The following is a 17498-nucleotide window of genomic DNA, read 5'->3' as shown; positions in this document are numbered from 1 at the left end:
GCACGGCGCTACGCGGGCCGCCGGCGGCGCGGGCCGTCGTGCGACCAGGCGGACGACGGCGTCAGGCTGGGCGGCAGCAGGCGCGACCGGAGCCGCTGCGGGAGCCGGACGGACGCATCCAGGGCGACCCGTGCCTCCCGGACGGTCGCGACGAGCGCTGCCCCGTCGACCGAACCCGCCGGCGCGTAGCGCTCCTGGTCGACCGCGTCGACCGCCGCCTCCAGGAACGGCAGCACCAACGTCGGCACCGACGACCGGAGTCGCCCGAGCACGGCGCGCGCGGTCCGTGCGACCGCTGCGGCGTCACCGGGCGGTGCGAGGCCGGGCGCGTACCCGTGGTCGGCGACGTCGTCGAGGAGCTCACGCCAGGCCGAGACCGCCGGCGACCGGCCGTCGGCCACCGCGGCGAGCCGGGATCGACGGCGGACCGCCCGCACGGTCGCCGGTGCGACCAGCACCGCCAACGCGATCAGCATGCCGACCGCGAGCCCCCACGGCCCGTTGCCCGAGCCGCCGGTCGACCCCGCGGCCCCGGGAGCGGCTGACGCGCTCGGCGTCGGGCTCGCGGACGTGGACGGCTCGTTCGACGCGTTCGGCTCCGGCAGCGGCGTGGCGGGGTCGGCCGCGCTCGGCGTCGTCGTCGGCTCCGTGGACGACGTCGCCGCCGAGTCGGAGTCCGGCGTCGGTTCGAAGGCGACCCAGCCGGCGCCCTTGATGTACAGCTCGGGCCACGAGTGCAGCTGCCGGTTCGAGACCGTGTACTCGCCGTCCTCTTGCGTCCCGCCCGCCCGGTACCCGACCGCGATCCGCGACGGGATGCCGAGCGTGCGGGCCATCACGGCCATCGCCGAGGAGAAGTGCACGCAGTACCCCTCCCGCACCTGCAGGAACTTTGCGACGACGTCCATGCTGTCGCCGTCGTAGCCCTGCTCGACGGGTGCGGTCTCGGAGTAGGTGAAGAGGTCGCTGCGGAACCACTCCTCGAGGGTCCTGGCCTTCTCGTAGTCCGTCTCGGCACTGCCGGCGACACGGGCGGCCGTGGTCGAGATGCTCTTGGGCAGGTCCTTCGGCAGGGCGAGGTCGGTGCGCAGCTGCGCCGTGGACGGCGTCGGGTAACCACGCCCGTCGAACCGGTCGAGCCGACCGGCGGCGTCGATGGCATCGAGGTAGGCGTTCGCGAAGGTCGAGGCGCCGTAGACCTCGTACGTCGCCCCGCGTCGGGTCGCCGGGCCCGTGGAGCGCACGGTGTTCGAGTCGCCCATCCACCGCCACTGGTCGAGTTCGAGGTTCGTGGACTGCGACTGGATGGAGACCGCCCCGGACGGCACGGGGAGGTAGTTGCTCGACAGGCCGGTGATGCGGACGGTGACGTCGCCGCGGCTCGCCAACCGGGGGTTGATCCCGACGGCCCACTGCTGCTGGTCGGCGGTCTGGGCGTCACTGACGTCGGTGACGGTCGGGACCCAGTCCCCCGTCCCGAACTCGTCGAGGTCAGCGAGCTTGAGGTACTCCGGCTGCCCGTCGGACGAGCGGTACCGGAACACCTCGAGCTCGCTCGGCCGGCGGAGGTCCTGCCCGAGGTTGAGCAGCGTGCCCGGTCGACCCGGTTGGATCGGCGCCTGGATCGCCCCGGTGACACCGGACAGCCAGCTGGCGTTGAGCGGGATGATCGTCGGCAGCCCCACCGCGACGACGAGCGCGACGGCGCCGATCAGCATCGCCGGGAACGCCCGCTGCACCGGCCGGACCGAGAGCCACAGCAGCGCGAGGAACGCGAGTCCGGTGACGACGACGAGCCCCGTGCTCGCGGGGGTCCCGGTGACCACGCCCGGCACGATGAGGATCACGAGTGCCGGAGCCGCGGCGAGCGCCGCTGCGGGTGCGACCGTCGCGAGGAACAGCGACGCCGCCGCGACCCAGGCGATCGCGACCGTGACGACGAGCCGGATCGGGTCGGTCTGCGGGAGCGGTGCCGGGTTGAGCCGGATCGCCGCGATCGTCTGCCCGAGGGCTCCGTTCCCGTCGATCCACCCGAGCGGTTGGATGTCGTTGACGAGCGCTGCGGCGCACGAACACGCGATGAGCGTCGCGACCAGGGCGACGAAGCGGACGCCTGGCGACCGACGGCGGACGGCCAGCACGACGCCGACGAGGACCACGACGATGGCGAGGGCGGACGTCCACCAGGCGATGCCCTGCACGAGCGGGCGGAAGGCCAGCGCGGCGAGCAGGACGGGGACGGGCGCGAGGGCGATCACCCACGGCGACGGTGCGGCGCGGTCGTCCTCGCGGTCGAGGATCTCGCGGACGTCGGCCCGGCCCCTGCTGGCGGGGCGGGTGTCCTGCGCGGTCACCGCAGTGCTCCTGCACCGGCGACCGGCACGACGAGCGTCCGCCACCCGCCGCGGTCGAGGATCCCCCGCACCACCGGGTCCGGCGGCACGATCGTGGCCAGGATCCCGCGACTGGAACCGCTGGTCGACGACACGAGCTCGGCCGCCTGCTCGGCGGTGCAGTGTCCGGTGACGACGGCGGTCATGCCGTGCACGTCGCGGCCACGGACGTCGGGCAGCACGTCCGTCACCCGACGGGCGTCGCCGCGGACACGGACGTCCGCCAACCCGACGAGCACGTCGGTCAGCCCGCCGGCGTCTCCGGTGTGCCGGGTGTCGCCGCCGACGTCGTCGGTGACGAGCACCACGCGCGAGGTCCGTGCGGCGAGGGCCCGCGCGACGCTCGCAGCGACGACGACCGCGTGCTCGAACGCGGCGTCGCCACCGAGGTCGGCGAGCTCCGCCAGGTCGTCCCGCCCGAGCTGCTGGTACGACTCGCGGCGGACGTCCAGGGCGATGACCGCTTCCGGCGGCTGCGCCTGGGTGGTCTGGCGGACGTGGAGTTCACCACGACGGGCACTCTGCGCCCAGTGCACGCGGCGGATCGGGTCGCCTGGACGGTACGGGCGGAGTTCACTGTCGTCCGCTGAACCGCCCTGCCCGACACGTCCTTCGTCGGCGGACACCGCGCCCGCGAGCGCGCCCGTGTCCATGGCGGAGAGGGCCGTCGAAGCCGGGACCACCACCACTTCCTCCGGAGCGACCACGGGACGGTCGATGCGCAGCAGGCCGAACGGGTCCTCGACACGGATGGTCACCGGCCCGACGACCGTCCGGCCTCGGTGCATCGCGAGCGCCTCGACGTCGAACACCGCGGGCGGCACCGACGGACCGATCTCGACGAGGGCCTCGGCGTCGGACACGCTCGCGAAGGCGTCCTCGAGCTGTTCGCGCACGAGCAGGGTGGAGCGCGGCCCGATCGGCATCGTCGTCCCGCGCAGGGTGATCCGCTCGCGGTACACCTCGCCGACCTGCACCATCGCGCGTGGGGCCGCCCGGGATCCCCGCAGCGGCGCGGCGACGACGAAGGCCATCGCGATCCCGAGGACGACGAGCACCAGGAGCAGGAGCCCGGCGGACACGGCGACGCTCGTGGTCGCGACGAGTCCGCCGCCGATCAGGCCGATCCCGACCGCGATGACCGACCAGCCGCGGGCGGTCGGCCGGGGGAACGGCGTCCGACGGGCCATCGCCGCCGCACGCTTCGCCCACCGGTCCAGGACCGACCGCGCCGCCCCCGCACGGCGGAGCAGCGTCGAGGTGCCGGGCGGCTGGGTCATCAGGACCGGACTGGCGCCGCGGTGAACGGCACCGCGGTCTCCGAGACGACGCGCACGACGATCTCGCGCGCGGTGTCTTCGGCCGTGCCGCCGAGCCCGCGGGCGACCGGGACGAGCCGGTGCGCGAGGACGATCGGTGCGAGCTCCGCGACGTCGTCCGGGGTGACGAACGAGCGGCCCTGCAGTGCGGCGTGGGCGCGTGCGGCCTGCGCGAGGTGCAGGGTGGCGCGTGGGCTGGCGCCGAGCACCAGGTCGGGGTGGGTCCGGGTGGCACGGACGATGGCGATGACGTAGGCCTCGACGTCGGGAGCGACGTGCACCTGGCGCACCGACGCGACCATCGCGCGGAGGGTGCCGACGTCCACGATCGGACGCAGCGACGTCAGCGGGTCGCGGCCGCCGCGGTTGGTGAGCATCCGACGCTCGGCCTCGACGCTGGGGTACCCCATCGCGATGCGCGCCATGAACCGGTCGCGCTGCGCCTCTGGCAGCGGGTACGTCCCCTCCATGTCCACCGGGTTCTGCGTCGCGACGATCATGAACGGCGACTCGAGCACGCGGGTGACGCCGTCGACCGTGACCTGGGACTCGGCCATCGCCTCGAGCAGGGCGGACTGGGTCTTCGGGCTGGTCCGGTTGATCTCGTCGCCGATGACGACGTTCGCGAACACGGGGCCGGGCGAGAACCGGAACGTGCCGGAGGACTGGTCGAAGATGTTCACGCCGGTGACGTCCGACGGCAGCATGTCCGAGGTGAACTGGATGCGGTTCACCGACCCGCCCACCGATGCGCCGAGCGCCTTCGCGAGCACGGTCTTGCCGACCCCTGGGACGTCCTCCACCAGCAGGTGTCCCTCTGCGAGCATGACCGTCAGCGCCGTGCGGATCGCGTCGGTCTTGCCGTCGACCACCGTGGCGACGGCGGACATGATCGCCGCACCCGCGTCACGGACCTGGTCGACGGGGATGGCGAGGTCGGGGGCGTCCGGCACGCAGGTCTCCTCAGGGGATGGGGACAGTGGTCCGCGCATGCTACATCGGCCCGGTGACAGCGACCGGAGGATGTGTCACCGACCGCATCCGGGGACACACTGGAGGCCCGACCAGCGTCCGCCGGTCGGCGGACGTCGGTCGGGCCTCCAGTCTGGTGCCCCGCTCAGCCGACGCGCGCCGCCAGCGCTTCGTCCGCCGCGCGCAGCACGCGCGCCGCCACGGCGACGCCTTCTTCGCGCCCGAGCTCGGTGTCCTCGTGCTCGATGTTCACCCACATCTCGGGGTCCACCTCGTGGAGTGCCTCGAGGAACGCGGACCAGTACGCCTCGTCGTGGCCCTTGCCGAGCGCGACGAAGTCCCAGGCGGAGGGCTTCGGCCACTCGTTCGCCCACTCGTCGCCACCGAGGTTCGTGCGGGGCTCGTCCGGGGACAGCCGCCGGAACGAGTTGTCGAGGACGCCGTTGATCGCCGCCTGCGGGTTGATGCTGACGTCCTTCGCCGCGGCGTGGAAGACGAGCGGGCCGAGGTCGCGGACGACCGCCACCGGGTCCATCTGCTGCCAGAACAGGTGCGACGCATCGAGCTCGACGCCGACGTTCGTCAGCCCGCCACGCTCGACGAGCTCGCGGATCGTCGCCGGGTTGAAGGCGACGTTCTGCGGGTGCAACTCGAGCGCGACCTTGACGCCGTGCTCGCGGGCGATGGCGTCGATCTCCTGCCAGAACGGGACGGCGACGCTCCACTGGTACTCGAGGACGTCGAGCGCGGCGGAGTTCCAGGCGTTCACGATCCAGTTCGGGCGGACGCCACCGGGCTCCCCCGCCGGCAGGCCCGACATCGTGACGACGCGGTCCTGGCCGAGGCGGGCGGCGAGCCAGATGCTGCGCCGGATGTCCTCGGCGTGGGCGTCCCCGATCGTGCGGTCGGGGTGCAACGGGTTCCCGTTGCAGTTCAGGCCGGCGATGGACACCCCGGTGCCGTCGAACCGGGCGAGGAAGTCGTCCCGTGCCTGGTCGTCGTCCAGGATGGCGTCGATGTCCGGCACGTGCACCGGGGGCAGGAACCCGCCGGTGTTCAGTTCGATGCCGGTGAGACCGTTCTCCGCGATGGCGCGCAGGGCGTCCGCGAGGGGGCGGTCGTGGAAGATCGCGTTGTACAGACCGAGCTTCATGCGTGCTGCTCCTGCTTCGTCGTCACTGCGGCCCCGTCCGCCTGCGCGGACCGGACCACCGCGTCGAGGACCTCCATGTTGTGCACGCCGTCGTCGAACGTGGCGTTGCGCGGGAGCGGATCGGCGACGCCGGCGACCTCGTCGAGGAACGCGCGCGCCTGGTACTCGAACATCTGGTTCTGGCCCCAGCCGACGCCGGGTGCGTCCATCGCCATACCGCCGGCCACGTACGGGTGGTCCGGCCCGAGGACGACCTGGCGGTACCCACCGAGCCGGGAGCCGTCGGACTGCAGGGCGAGGCCGATCTCCGACGGCCGCTCCTGGTCCCAGCGCGCGGCGCCGCCCTCGCAGAAGACCTCGATCACCAGACCGTTCGGGTGGGCAGTCGCGACGCGGGACACCTCGAGCGAGCCGACCGCGGCACCGTCGCCGAAGCGTGCGCTGAAGGTGGCGTAGTCGTCGTTCTCGACGGCCTGCGTCTCGCCGGTCAGTTCGGCTGCTGCACCCCGGAGTGCGTGTCCGGCGGCGACGGGTCGCTCGGTGATCGTCGTGGTGAAGAGTCCACCGGTGACGCTCCGGACGTCTCCGGCGAGGAACTCCGCGATGTACGTCAGGTGCGAGCCGACGTCGGCGAGCGCGCCCGATCCGGGAGCGCCGGCGTAGCGCCACGAGAACGGGACGTCCGGCGAGGACCCGTAGTCGGTCCAGTAGCGGCCGGAGAGGTGCAGGACCTTCCCGAGGGTGCCGTCCTCGATCAGCTCGCGGATCGCCGCGATGCCCGGTGCGCGTCGGTAGGTGAAGCCGACGCGGGCGATCGTGCCCTGTGCCTCGGCGGCGCGGGCGGCGTCGGCCATCGCGCGGGCGTCCTCGAGCGAGTCGGCCAACGGCTTCTCGCACAGCACGTGCTTGCCGGCGGCGAGGAGCCCCTCGACGATCTCGCGGTGCAGGCGGTTCGCGACGACGACGCTCACCACGTCGATGTCGTCGGCGGCCGCGATCGCCCGCCAGTCGGTGTCGTGCCGCTCGAACCCGAAGCGCTGCGCGGCCTCGGCGGCGAGGGGCTCGTACACGTCCCCGATCGAGACGAGCCGCACGGGCGGCAGGGTCGGGGCGAACAGGGACGGGGCGTTCCGCCACGCGGCCATGTGGGCCTTGCCCGCCATGCCCGCGCCGATGACGGCGACGCCGATGCTCTCGCGCATGTGCTCTCCTTCGAGCTGGTTCTTCCGGTCCTGGCCCGTCGGGGACCGGACCGTCGGTTCTGGAACGTTCCCTTCTGGAACGTTCCAGAAGGGGTCGGTAGACTGTAGCCCCACCTCCCCATGTCCTGTCAAGGAGCGACCGTGTCGAACCGCCGTCCGCCGACGATCATCGACGTCGCAGCGCTCGCGGGGGTCTCGAAGTCGCTGGTCTCGATGGTGATGCGCGACGACCCCGGCGTCTCCGACAGCCGTCGCGCGGCCGTCCTCGCCGCCGCGGCGTCGCTCGGGTACCGGCCGAACCGTGCCGCCGCGATCCTCGCCGGCACCAGGACCCGCACGATCGGCGTCGTCGTCGACGACTTCCGGAACCCCTGGTACGTGCCGATGCTCGACGGCATCCGGTCGACGCTCGCACCGCACGGGTTGCGTCTGACGCTCGCCGACGCGGTGGCGAACGCGCACCTCGACAGCTCCCCGTTCGACGACCTCGTGTCGCTCCGGGTCGACGGCGTCATCCTCGGCGCCGAGAGCTCGGTCGACCTCCTCGTCCCCGACGACACCCCCGTGGTCGTCGCCGGCGAGCGCGCGTCCGCCCCACCCCGGCTCGACGTGGTGGCGTCGGACGAGGCCGCCGGCGCACGCATCGCCGTCGACCACCTCGTCGGGCTCGGGCACCGGCACATCGCGCACCTGACCGGCGCCGGTGGTTCGGCAGCAGCGCGGCGCGTGTCGACCGTCGCCCGGATGACGTCGTCCGGCGTCGAGCCCCTGGTCCTCGGGGAGGGGCCGACGTCCGAGCAGACCGGGTTCGACGCCGCGCGGGCAGCACTGGCCGTGCACCCGTCCCTGACCGCGCTGTTCGCGGCGAACGACGTGATGGCGATGGGAGCGATCGCCGCTGCGCGACAGGCTGGGCTGCGCGTGCCGGAGGACCTGTCGGTCATCGGCCACGACGAGACCCCGCTCGCGGCGTCGCCCCTGCTGCAGCTCACGACGGTCGACCCGCACAACGACGAGGTCGGACGGCTCGCGGCCGCCCGGCTGATCACACTCATCGGGGACTCGTCGCGCCCGGCACCGACTCGTGACCTCGTGACGCCCACCCTGGTCGTCCGCAGCACCACTGCTCCCCCGCGGGCATAGCGCCCCAGCGATCGAGTGCGCAGAAACGGGGATCCTCACCCGCCGGACATCCCCGTTTCCGCGCACTCGATCTCACCGACACCCACCGGCGCCCGGTCAGCGCGGCAAGGACATCGAGTTCAGGGACCACATCGCGACACCGTGCAGCCCGAGCTCCCGCGCGAGCGCCGTCCGCACGCGGTACGAGCGGGCATCCGACCAGTGCAGCTCGCGCCCGTCGTCGAGCTCCGCCGACCACTCCCCGTCACGGTCCGACCAAACTGCAGCGTCCCCCGCGAGACGCCGTGCTGCTCCCGGCCCCAGCGGCGCCTCACCCGCGCCGGGACCCCAGGCGTACCCGTACGACGCGATGCCGAGGTCGATCCGGTCCGCGCGGAGCCCCTGCGCCTCGGCAGCGTGCACCACCCGGGTCGCCCAGGGCAGCGCCCCCACCGTGCCGGGCCCGCTCCACGGACCGTGCTGGTCGTAGGTCATGAGCACGAACCGGTCCACGTGCTCCGAGAGTCCACGCAGGTCGTACCCGGTCGCCCGGAACCCGGCCGCCGACGTCGATGCCATCACCGCCATCGAGACCCGTGCGTCGTCGCCGAGCTGATCGTGCACGGCGTCCCGGACCGCGGCGGCGAACGCGACGAGCCCCGCTCGGTCCCGGGCCCGCAGCGACTCGAGGTCGATCTGCACGCCCCGCATCCCGGCATCGTCGGCGGCGCGGGCGACCTGGCGGGCGACACGACCGCGGTTCTCCGCGGAGGACAGCAGCGCCGTGCCGGCCTGCGGCGAGAAGTCACCGATCGTCGACGAGTAGTTGCTCACGAGGAGCTCGGCCGAACCACCCGCGGTCGACGCCAGTCCGGCCAGCCCTGCTGGTGCCTCGTTCAGGCGGGAGCCGTCGTCCGCGACCGTGACACCGTCGATCCCGATCGTCGTCGCGAGCGGGACGGCGTCGGCGACACGGTCCACCGCGGTCCCGCCGGGTTCGACGTACGCCTCGACCTCGAGCCCCGAACCGGACGCGCATCCGGCGAGCACCAGCCCCGACACGAGGACGGCCACCACGACACCCGCACGACGAACCACCCGGTCACGGTAGCGGGTCAGACGCGCTCGTACTCCAGGCGCTCGACCGCGGTCGCGAGCTCGTCGAGTTCCGGCACGCCGTGCGCCTCGCCCAGCGCTGCCTCGAGCGCAGCGGCGTGGATCGGCGCCGCACGATCGAAGAGCGCGGAGCCGGCATGGGTCAGCTCCGTGTAGAGCCCCCGACGGTCGTCCGCACAGAGCACCCGGGTCAGCAGCGCACGTTCCTCGAGCCGGTTCACGAGCCGCGTCGTCGCACTCGGGCTGAGCGCCGCGGCACGCGCGAGCTGCTGCATCCGCATGTGGAAGCCGTCCTGTCGCCGGAGTGCATCGAGCACCGTGAACTCCACGACGGACAGGTCGACCTCGCGCAGTGCCTGCTCGAGGTGCGACTCGATCAGGCTGTGCAGCGCGCCGAGGGTGCGCCAACCGTGTGCGCGGACCGCGATCGCCGTGTCGTCGATGCTCATGAGGACCTCCTGAAGTCATTGCGCACGCGGATAGTTGCTTGCGCACACACCTAGCGTGTGCAACTATTTATCCCGCGCTTGCAACTACCAGCGTACGCGGCATGCCCGCGGCGGACAACAGGAGAGGACCACGCATGCCTGCTGGACTCATCGCACTCGCGCTCGGCGGCTTCGGCATCGGACTGACCGAGTTCGTCATCACGGGACTGCTGCCGGAGGTCGCGGCGGACTTCGGCGTCACCGAGACCACGGCCGGCTGGCTCGTCACGGGCTACGCGCTCGCGGTCATCGTCGGCGCGCTCGGCCTGACCGCCGCCACCACCAGGCTCCCCCGGAAGCCCGTGCTCATCGGACTCCTCGTGCTGTTCGTCATCGGCAACACCCTGTCGGCACTCGCACCGACGTACGGCGTGATGATGACCGGCCGTGTCGTCGCCGCGCTCTGCCACGGCGCGTTCTTCGGCATCGGCTCCGTCGTCGCGTCGAACATGGTCGCGCGCGAGAAGCGGGCCTCCGCCGTCGCACTCATGTTCACCGGGCTCACCGCGTCGAACGTGCTCGGCGTCCCCTTCGGCACGTTCCTCGGTCAGGCGATGGGCTGGCGCGCCACCTTCTGGGCGATCGCCGCGATCGGCGGCGTCGCCCTCGTCGGAGTCGCCCTGCTCGTGCCCGCCACGAAGCAGGACGCGGCGCCGTCACTCGTCCGCGAACTCGGCGCGTTCCGCTCCGGCCAGGTGTGGCTGTCGCTCGGCGTCACCGTGCTCGGGTACGGGGGCATGTTCGGCGCCTTCACCTACATCGCGTACACGCTCACCGCCGTCTCGGGCTTCGCGTCGGCCGCGGTCCCGTGGCTGCTCGTCGTCTTCGGTCTGGGCCTGTTCGTCGGCAACTGGGCCGGCGGCCGCCTCGCCGCGAAGTCGATCGACCGGACACTCCTCGTCGTGCTCGCGAGCCTGACGGTCGTCCTCGCGCTCTTCGCCGTCGTCGCCACGAACCCCGTGCTCACCGTCGTGGCCCTCGTGCTCATGGGTGCGTTCGGCTTCGCCACCGTGCCGGCACTCCAGACCCGCGTGATGCACTACGCGGACCACGCCCCGACCCTGGCGAGCGGCGCGAACATCGCCGCCTTCAACCTCGGCAACGCGTTCGGCGCCTGGATCGGTGGACTGACGATCGCCGCCGGTCTCGGCTACACCTCGCCCATCTGGGCAGGCGCCGCCATCACCCTGGCCGGGCTCGCGCTCGTGGCCGTCGCCGCCGGCGCAGCGCGCCGCGGCGGCGCCGGACGCCCCGTGCGGACCGGGAGCATCCGCACCGTCGGCTGAACCGCGACCAGGTGACGGACTGGAGGCTCGGTGCACGCCCGCACCGAGCCTCCAGCCCGTCTGCCGCTCGCCGGACGGGCGCCCAGCCGACGCGACTACCGTCACCGGCAGGTGACCCAGGACCCCCGGCCGCCGGATCGATCTCGTCCGCAGCCGACCGGAAGCCGTCATGCATCCACCGCTCACCACAACCGCCCTCCTCGACAGGGCGTCCCCGACGACGCGCGGGAACGGGCAGTGTCGATGACCGCGCGAGAAGGCATCCTCTGGACCGAGACCTACGCGGGCCACTGGGAGGGATGCTCCGGGCCGACGCTCATGGGTGTCGTCTCCTGGCACGACGGGTACGCGGTCCGGTCCGCCGGGGGCGAGGTCCACGGGCAGCACAGCACACTCGACAGCGCGAAGGCGCAGCTCGAGGGCTGGATGCGCTGGCTCGACTCCACCGACGCGGCCTGAACACCTCCGGACAGCGAAGAAGCCCCGCCGATCGGCGGGGCTTCTGTCCGTGTGCGGAGACGGAGGGATTTGAACCCTCGGTCCCCTCAAAGGGGACTCCACCTTAGCAGGGTGGTGCACTCGGCCGGACTATGCGACGTCTCCATGCGCCCTTGCGGACGCACGCACCACCATACAGGAGGACCGGGGCGGTCTCGACCCGGTGTTTCCCGGCGGGCGCGTCGGGGTGTTCACCCATGGTCCCCCGAAGTGGGGACACCCGGGGGTTGTCTCCGTGTACCCCGGTCACTAGTCTCATCGGGACGCGGCGATCACGTTCCGGGGCTCGTCCCCGTTGTCGCGACACAGCACCCAGCGTCGCTCCCCGGCCTGGGCCCGGCTCGCCCGATGATCGGCGTCCGCCGAGGAGCGACTCCGCGGGGGCGTGACCACGGTCACGTCCCCGCTTTTTCGTGCCGCCTGGTCCAGCGAAAGCGACAGTCCCGCGGGCAAGCGCGGCCACACCCCCGCGAGAGCGACAGATTCGCACGGGCTTTCGGCGGACGACTGTCGCTTTCGCGGAGCGGGCCGGCCCGCAGACCGGCCGGCTACGACCCGAAGGCCTTCGAGCAGGTCTGCTGATCGGCGGACTGGCCCTGCAACCCGTCGATCGTGTCGGAGGTCGCGGGAGCGGACGGGGTCGCGGGCGAAACGGAGTCCGAACCGGCGTCGGTCGCGGGCGTCGTGGGATCGGCAGTGGGAGCCGACGGGTCCGCTGCAGGGGTCGAGGGAGTCGCGGCGGCGCTCGGGTCCGCCTCGGAACCGATGCCCGTGCTGCCGGCACCGAGCGAGAACGACTGATCGGCCTTGATCTTCTCGAACAGCTGGTCGGCGAGGTACGTCGTCGGCTGCACCTTCCCCGCGTAGACGCCCGTGCCCCCGGTCGCCCCCGGGTACTGCACGAAGTTCACCTGGTCGAGGGGCAGGTCCTGCAGCGCCCGCCCCATCTGCACCATCGTCCCGGCGTCGTTGAGACTCTGCGAGAGCTGCATGTTGGACGCCGCCGCCCGCGCGAGCTTGTACAGCGTCGCGGGCGAGGTCAGGGTCTGGTTCGACTTCACCGTGCGCAGCAGCGACGACAGGAACACCTGCTGCGAGCTGATGCGACCGAGGTCGGAGCCGTCGCCGACGCCGTGCCGTGTCCGGAGGAACTCGAGCGCCTGGGAGCCCTGCAGGGTGGTCGTCCCGGCGGGCAGGTCGAGCCCGGTGTAGCGGTCGTGGATCGGCGACGCCACACACACCGGCACGCCACCGATGGCGTTGGACATCTCGATGACGCCGTTGAACGACACCGCTGCGGAGTACTGCACGTCGAGCCCGGTCAGGCCCTGCACCGTCTGCACGACGCAGTTCAGGCCACCTTCACCCCACGCGCTGTTGATCGGCTGCGCGGACATCGCCGGCGTCGAACCGGAGCCGTCGGGCTTCTGGCACGCCGGGATCGGCGTGATGAGGTCACGCGGGATGCTCACCGCCGTCGCGTTCGTGTGGTCCGCGGAGACGTGCAGCAGGATGTTGACGTCGTTGAGGGTCGCGTCCCGCTCGCCGTACTGGGTTCCCTGCTCCGGGTCGTTGTCGGTGCCGACCACCAGCATGTTGAAGCCGCCCTTGTAGGCGCTGAGCACGTCGCCGCCGCTCTTCGCCTCGGCAACGGGCTGCCCCTGGATCTGCACGCCCTCGCCGAAGTCGTCGGTGACCTGCTTCGCCGCGATGGCCGCGACCGACGCGGAACTGATGAGGGCGACCGCGACCACCCCGGAGAGGACCTTGGCGACCGTGCCGAACGGGGAACGGCGACGCAGACGTCCGTGACGGGCGATCCCGCTGGCTCGGTTGAGTCGGTGGGATCGATCACGAACGTCGTTCACGGGCACTCCTGTCGTCGGCGGACACGATGGCGGCGCCGTCCTGATCGACGCCACGGTGGCCCCGCACGGCGCCGGACCGAGTCCGGTCGGGCCGCGGGGACGGCAACCGGTCAAGGCTGCCACAGGACCGCCTGACGTTTCAGTGTGCAACCAGCGCGAATCCTCGGTGAAGCCCGTCTTCGTGGGTCAGCCGCCGGCCGCGACCGCGCAGGTCTTCTGCTTGGCCGTCTGCCCGGTGACACCCGGCATGTCCTCGGGCGCCGACGATGCCTTCGCCGACGATTCCTTCGGCGACGACTGCTTCGCCGATGAATCCTTCGCCGACTGCTCGGCGGTGGAGGCAGCGGGGGCGGATGCCGCCGCTGCCGCATCGCGGTCCGTCGCACCGCGCCCCGTGGAACCGGCGTCCAGCCGGAACGGCCGGTCGGCGCGGACGGCTCGCATCAGGCGGTCGGCCGTGGCCTGCTCGGGCACGACCTTGCCGGGGAACGACGGGTCGTCGACGCTGCCGGGGTACTGCACGAAGGTGATCCGGTCGAGGCCGATCCCCTCGAACGCCCCGGCCATGTCGACCATCGTCGAGGGCTTCGCGAGCGAGGTGGACAGGGTGATGTTCTTCGACGCGGTCTTCGCGAGGCCGTAGAGCTTCGACGGGTCCCCGAGCGTGCCCTCGCTCTTCACCTTGCGCATCAGGGACGACAGGAACTGCTGCAGGCTCGAGATCCGTGAGAGGTCGCTCCCGTCACCGACGCCGTGCCGGTCGCGCAGGAACGCGAGTGCCGTCTTGCCCGACACCGTGTGCTCCCCTGCCGAGAGCTGCAACCCCGTGTAGGGATCGTCGACCGCGTCCGTCACGCACACCGGGACCCCGCCGACGGCGTCGGACATCCGGATCACGCCGGCGAAGCTCACCTGGGCCGCGTACGGGATCTCCATGCCGGTGACCTGCTCGACCGTCTGCACGACGCACTGCATCCCGCCACGGCCGTACGCCTGGTTGATCGGGGTGTCCTCGACCGCCGGTGATCCGCCGCACGCTGGCTGGTCGACGACGAGGTCACGGGGGAAGCTCACGGCGACCGCCTGGGTGTGGTCGGCCGAGACGTGGAGCAGGACGTTCGAGTCGTTGAGCGTTGCACCGCGTTCGCCGTACACCGTCCCCTGCGCGGGGTCGTTGTCGGCGCCGATCGCCAGCACGTTGAAGGCCCCGTCGGTCGACGCACCGTCACCGCCGACGTCGACCGCGCGCTGCAGGAACCCGTGGCCGACGTCGTACGCGGCGTACGCCGAGAGCGAGGTCGCGCTCACCACTGCGACGACGACCGCGATGCCGACACCGGAGAGCAGCCGTGCGACGCCGAGGTCACGTGGACGGCGCCCGTGTCGGGCACCGCTCACGCGGTACCCGGGGCCGGACAGCACCCTGGGGCGCCGACGCGCGTCGAGCACGTCGTCGAACCGCACGCGAGCGGCGTCGGGACCATCGGGATCGGTCACGGGCGGACTCCCTCCGAGCAGCCTCGGGTCCAGGCCGCTCGCCGGGGGACGATACCCGAGCCGGGTCACCCCGCCGCGGAGGCGGATCGGCTCGGCGTGCCTCGTTCGGGGGTCACGGCGTGCCGCACCCCCGGAGTCCGACCACACCGAGCACGACCACGCCGACACCGAGCACGACCGCACCGAGCCCGACAGCAGCGAGACCGATCATGCGGGAACCGCTGCGCGGAACCGATCGGGCAGCGTGATGAGACACCCCCCGAGCTCGCAGACGAGACGAGTGCACTCGTCGAGGTCTTCCCGCCCCGCAGCGGCCCGAGCGGCATCGACGAGCCCCTGCCGATGTCGTCGGTCCACCACGGCGTCGATGCCGTTCGCCAGGGCGACGTCGTCCGTGTAGAACATGTCGAGCACCGGGCGCTGCGCCGCCACCCAGTCCGCACTGACCGACGACCCGGCACGGCGGAGCAACCACGCGGCGAGCTCGACGAACGATCCCGCCTCGGTCATGCAGTCGCGGATCCAGAACGGGTCGAACCGCTCGGTCGTGGCATCGGCCACCGACGGCGGCTCGGCGAGCATCGTGCACGTGACGCGGATCCGTTCCTTCATCTGGTCGAGCGACCACTGCGCGATGACGACACCCACGTACCGCTGGACGGACACCAGCCGCAGCGCTTCGAGCGGGACGAGCGCTTCGCGCACCGGCGTCCGGGAGACGTGCATGTCGTCGGCCAGGTTGTCGAGCCGCAGACGCTGCCCACGCCGGTACTCACCACGCAGGATCCGGTCCATCAGCCGCAGGAACACGGCATCGCGGAGCAGGCTGCGCGGGACGCCGAGCGGATCGAGTGAACCGCTCTGCACACGCGCAACCGGATGTTCGTCGTACCCCATGCGACGACCTTCACGCACGGACGACACCACCAGCGATCAGCGGCCCCGATCGGTGGAGCGACCCACCGGCCACCAGGCTGTGGAGGGCACGGCTCCCGATCACCTCGTCTTGCATCACAGCACTCCCATGTCTCCGAGACCCCGGGCTGGGGTCGTTGGGATGACTGTGGCAGGGGTGCGGATCAGGCGCTAAACATTCCGGATTCCGTGTATCACTTGCGGGACTTCTCCTCTTCCTCCGCTGCGATCACCGACAGCGGCTGGGTCACGTCCTCGAGCCCCTTCCGCGCGGCGTCCACACCGAAGATGAGCGCGACCACCCCACCGGCGATCATCACCCCTGCGCCGAGCAGGTACCCCCAGAACAACGGCTCACGCGACGACCCGTCCCCGATGAACGCCCCGTAGATCGCCGGCGCGATCGCACCGAAGATCTGCGCGAGCGCGAAGAAGTACGAGATCGCCTGCGACCGCAGTTCGAGCGGGAAGATCTCGCTCACGGTGAGGTACGCACTCGACGCCCCGGCCGAGGCGAAGAAGAACGAGATGCACCAGAAGATCACCTGCACGGTCGCCGAGATCGCGTCGGCGCGGAAGAGGAACGCCGACACCGCGAGCACGAGTCCGGAGACCAAGTAGGTGCTGAAGATCATCTGCCGACGGCCCCACGTGTCGAACAGCCGCCCGAGGATCAGCGGTCCGAGCAGGTTGCCGATCGCGAAGGGGAAGAAGTAGACCGCCGTCTGCGACGTCTTCAGACCGAAGAAGTTCGTGAGCACCAGCGCGTAGGTGAAGAAGATCGCGTTGTAGAGGAACGCCTGCGTGATCATCATCGTCGCACCGACCAGCGTGCGCGTCGGGTACTGCCGGAAGAGCACCTTCACGATCGTCGTGAACCGGACGCGGTCCATCGGCGTGACCGACATCGCCTTGGACCGGTCGACCTCCGGCAGCTTCTGCCCCGTGCTGCGCTCGACCGACTCCTCGATCCGCGTCAGCGTGGCGTCCGCCTCCTCTTCCCGCCCGTGGGTCATCAACCACCGCGGACTCTCCGGGATGTGCCGCCGCAGGAAGATGATCGCGATGCCGAGCACCGGGCCGAGGAAGAACCCGATGCGCCAGCCGACGTTCTCGGCGAAGAGCGACGGGTTGAGCAGGTAGATGTTCGCGAAGGCGCCGAGGGCCGCACCGCCCCAGTAGGTGCCGTTGATGGCGATGTCGACGTGGCCGCGGTACTTCGACGGGATCAGCTCGTCGATCGCGGAGTTGATCGCGGCGTACTCGCCGCCGATCCCGAGTCCCGCCACGAACCGGAAGGCCGCGAGGAACCAGAAGTCCTGCGCGAAGCCGGCGATGCCGGAGCCGATGAGGTAGATCGCGAGCGTCAGGATGAAGAGCTTCCGCCGGCCGAGCCGGTCGGACATCCGCCCGAACACCAGCGCTCCGACCACCTGGCCGACCAGGTAGATCGTGCCGAGCGAGGTCACCTGCTGCGTGGAGAGGTTCAGGTCCGCTTGGAACCCGGCGTTCGAGACGATCTGGATCTCGAGGCCGTCGAGGACCCAGGAGACCCCGAGGCCCACCACGACACTCCAGTGGAACCGTGTCCACGGGAGTCTGTCCATCCTGGCCGGTACCAGGCTCGTGATCGTTCCGGAGGGGTTCGCGCTGCTCACGAAGGGGAACC

The 17498-nt window shown here is 71.6% G+C and carries 14 protein-coding genes and 1 tRNA gene; 3 read left to right on the top strand and 12 right to left on the bottom strand.

Going from position 1 to position 17498, the window contains the following annotated elements:
• Window positions 1–8: 8 nt before the first annotated feature.
• From ACIPJ2_RS18555 to ACIPJ2_RS18535, 5 genes are all read right to left on the bottom strand, one after another.
• A complete protein-coding gene (locus ACIPJ2_RS18555; protein WP_402730082.1) occupies window positions 9–2354 on the bottom strand; it encodes a transglutaminaseTgpA domain-containing protein in 2346 nt (781 codons plus the stop codon).
• Window positions 2351–3673 carry a DUF58 domain-containing protein gene (locus ACIPJ2_RS18550; protein ID WP_402730081.1) on the bottom strand — a complete coding sequence of 441 codons (1323 nt, stop codon included), beginning with the start codon at window positions 3671–3673 and terminating at the stop codon, window positions 2351–2353. The genes ACIPJ2_RS18555 and ACIPJ2_RS18550 overlap by 4 nt, the downstream gene beginning before the upstream one ends.
• Window positions 3673–4704 carry an AAA family ATPase gene (locus tag ACIPJ2_RS18545; protein WP_402730080.1) on the bottom strand — a complete coding sequence of 344 codons (1032 nt, stop codon included), beginning with the start codon at window positions 4702–4704 and terminating at the stop codon, window positions 3673–3675. Before ACIPJ2_RS18545 ends, ACIPJ2_RS18550 begins: the two co-directional genes overlap by 1 nt.
• 125 nt (window positions 4705–4829) lie before the next feature.
• The gene (locus tag ACIPJ2_RS18540) at window positions 4830–5837 is read right to left on the bottom strand and encodes a sugar phosphate isomerase/epimerase family protein (RefSeq protein WP_402730079.1); all 1008 of its coding nucleotides are present in this window, start codon (window positions 5835–5837) and stop codon (window positions 4830–4832) included.
• Window positions 5834–7039: a Gfo/Idh/MocA family protein gene (locus ACIPJ2_RS18535; RefSeq protein WP_402730078.1), complete on the bottom strand. Its 1206-nt coding sequence runs from the start codon at window positions 7037–7039 to the stop codon at window positions 5834–5836. The genes ACIPJ2_RS18540 and ACIPJ2_RS18535 overlap by 4 nt, the downstream gene beginning before the upstream one ends.
• 141 nt (window positions 7040–7180) lie before the next feature.
• Here ACIPJ2_RS18535 and ACIPJ2_RS18530 point away from each other — a divergent pair, with 141 nt between their 5' ends.
• A complete protein-coding gene (locus ACIPJ2_RS18530) occupies window positions 7181–8182 on the top strand; it encodes a LacI family DNA-binding transcriptional regulator (RefSeq protein WP_402730077.1) in 1002 nt (333 codons plus the stop codon).
• 96 nt (window positions 8183–8278) lie between these two features.
• Here ACIPJ2_RS18530 and ACIPJ2_RS18525 read toward each other — a convergent pair whose 3' ends face one another.
• Both ACIPJ2_RS18525 and ACIPJ2_RS18520 read right to left on the bottom strand, forming a co-directional pair.
• Window positions 8279–9259, bottom strand: coding sequence for a glycosyl hydrolase family 18 protein (locus tag ACIPJ2_RS18525; RefSeq protein ID WP_402730076.1), 981 nt, complete (start codon window positions 9257–9259; stop codon window positions 8279–8281).
• 17 nt (window positions 9260–9276) lie between these two features.
• A complete protein-coding gene (locus ACIPJ2_RS18520) occupies window positions 9277–9726 on the bottom strand; it encodes a MarR family winged helix-turn-helix transcriptional regulator (RefSeq protein WP_402730075.1) in 450 nt (149 codons plus the stop codon).
• 134 nt (window positions 9727–9860) lie between these two features.
• Here ACIPJ2_RS18520 and ACIPJ2_RS18515 point away from each other — a divergent pair, with 134 nt between their 5' ends.
• A complete protein-coding gene (locus ACIPJ2_RS18515; protein WP_402730074.1) occupies window positions 9861–11051 on the top strand; it encodes an MFS transporter in 1191 nt (396 codons plus the stop codon).
• Between the two features lie 243 nt (window positions 11052–11294).
• Window positions 11295–11510 (top strand): hypothetical protein, encoded by a 216-nt coding sequence (locus ACIPJ2_RS18510; RefSeq protein WP_402730073.1) that lies wholly within the window; start codon window positions 11295–11297, stop codon window positions 11508–11510.
• A gap of 54 nt (window positions 11511–11564) precedes the next feature.
• Here ACIPJ2_RS18510 and ACIPJ2_RS18505 read toward each other — a convergent pair.
• The 5 genes from ACIPJ2_RS18505 to ACIPJ2_RS18485 all read right to left on the bottom strand — a co-directional run bounded on the left by ACIPJ2_RS18505 (window position 11565) and on the right by ACIPJ2_RS18485 (window position 17487).
• Window positions 11565–11654 (bottom strand) — tRNA-Ser (locus tag ACIPJ2_RS18505).
• A gap of 443 nt (window positions 11655–12097) precedes the next feature.
• Window positions 12098–13417, bottom strand: a complete 1320-nt coding sequence (locus ACIPJ2_RS18500) for an LCP family protein (RefSeq protein WP_402730072.1) — start codon at window positions 13415–13417, stop codon at window positions 12098–12100.
• Between the two features lie 186 nt (window positions 13418–13603).
• Window positions 13604–14914 (bottom strand): LCP family protein, encoded by a 1311-nt coding sequence (locus ACIPJ2_RS18495; RefSeq protein ID WP_402730071.1) that lies wholly within the window; start codon window positions 14912–14914, stop codon window positions 13604–13606.
• 207 nt (window positions 14915–15121) lie between these two features.
• On the bottom strand, window positions 15122–15811 hold the full coding sequence (locus ACIPJ2_RS18490; protein ID WP_402730070.1) for a GntR family transcriptional regulator: 690 nt from the start codon (window positions 15809–15811) through the stop codon (window positions 15122–15124).
• A gap of 212 nt (window positions 15812–16023) precedes the next feature.
• Window positions 16024–17487, bottom strand: coding sequence for an MFS transporter (locus tag ACIPJ2_RS18485; RefSeq protein ID WP_402730069.1), 1464 nt, complete (start codon window positions 17485–17487; stop codon window positions 16024–16026).
• Between the last annotated feature and the right edge of the window lie 11 nt (window positions 17488–17498).

Source organism: Curtobacterium sp. NPDC090217, from assembly GCF_044746705.1.
Lineage (GTDB): Bacteria > Actinomycetota > Actinomycetes > Actinomycetales > Microbacteriaceae > Curtobacterium.
This window is presented reverse-complemented; position numbering and strand designations above follow the sequence as displayed.

Excerpts from the sequence above, each read along its gene's own strand:
- ACIPJ2_RS18550 (WP_402730081.1), bottom strand. The coding sequence starts at position 3,673 with ATGACCCAGCCGCCCGGCACCTCGACGCTGCTCCGCCGTGCGGGGGCG.
- ACIPJ2_RS18515 (WP_402730074.1), top strand. The coding sequence starts at position 9,861 with ATGCCTGCTGGACTCATCGCACTCGCGCTCGGCGGCTTCGGCATCGGA.
- ACIPJ2_RS18490 (WP_402730070.1), bottom strand. The coding sequence starts at position 15,811 with ATGGGGTACGACGAACATCCGGTTGCGCGTGTGCAGAGCGGTTCACTC.
- ACIPJ2_RS18540 (WP_402730079.1), bottom strand. The coding sequence starts at position 5,837 with ATGAAGCTCGGTCTGTACAACGCGATCTTCCACGACCGCCCCCTCGCG.
- ACIPJ2_RS18520 (WP_402730075.1), bottom strand. The coding sequence starts at position 9,726 with ATGAGCATCGACGACACGGCGATCGCGGTCCGCGCACACGGTTGGCGC.
- ACIPJ2_RS18510 (WP_402730073.1), top strand. The coding sequence starts at position 11,295 with ATGACCGCGCGAGAAGGCATCCTCTGGACCGAGACCTACGCGGGCCAC.
- ACIPJ2_RS18535 (WP_402730078.1), bottom strand. The coding sequence starts at position 7,039 with ATGCGCGAGAGCATCGGCGTCGCCGTCATCGGCGCGGGCATGGCGGGC.
- ACIPJ2_RS18545 (WP_402730080.1), bottom strand. The coding sequence starts at position 4,704 with ATGCGCGGACCACTGTCCCCATCCCCTGAGGAGACCTGCGTGCCGGAC.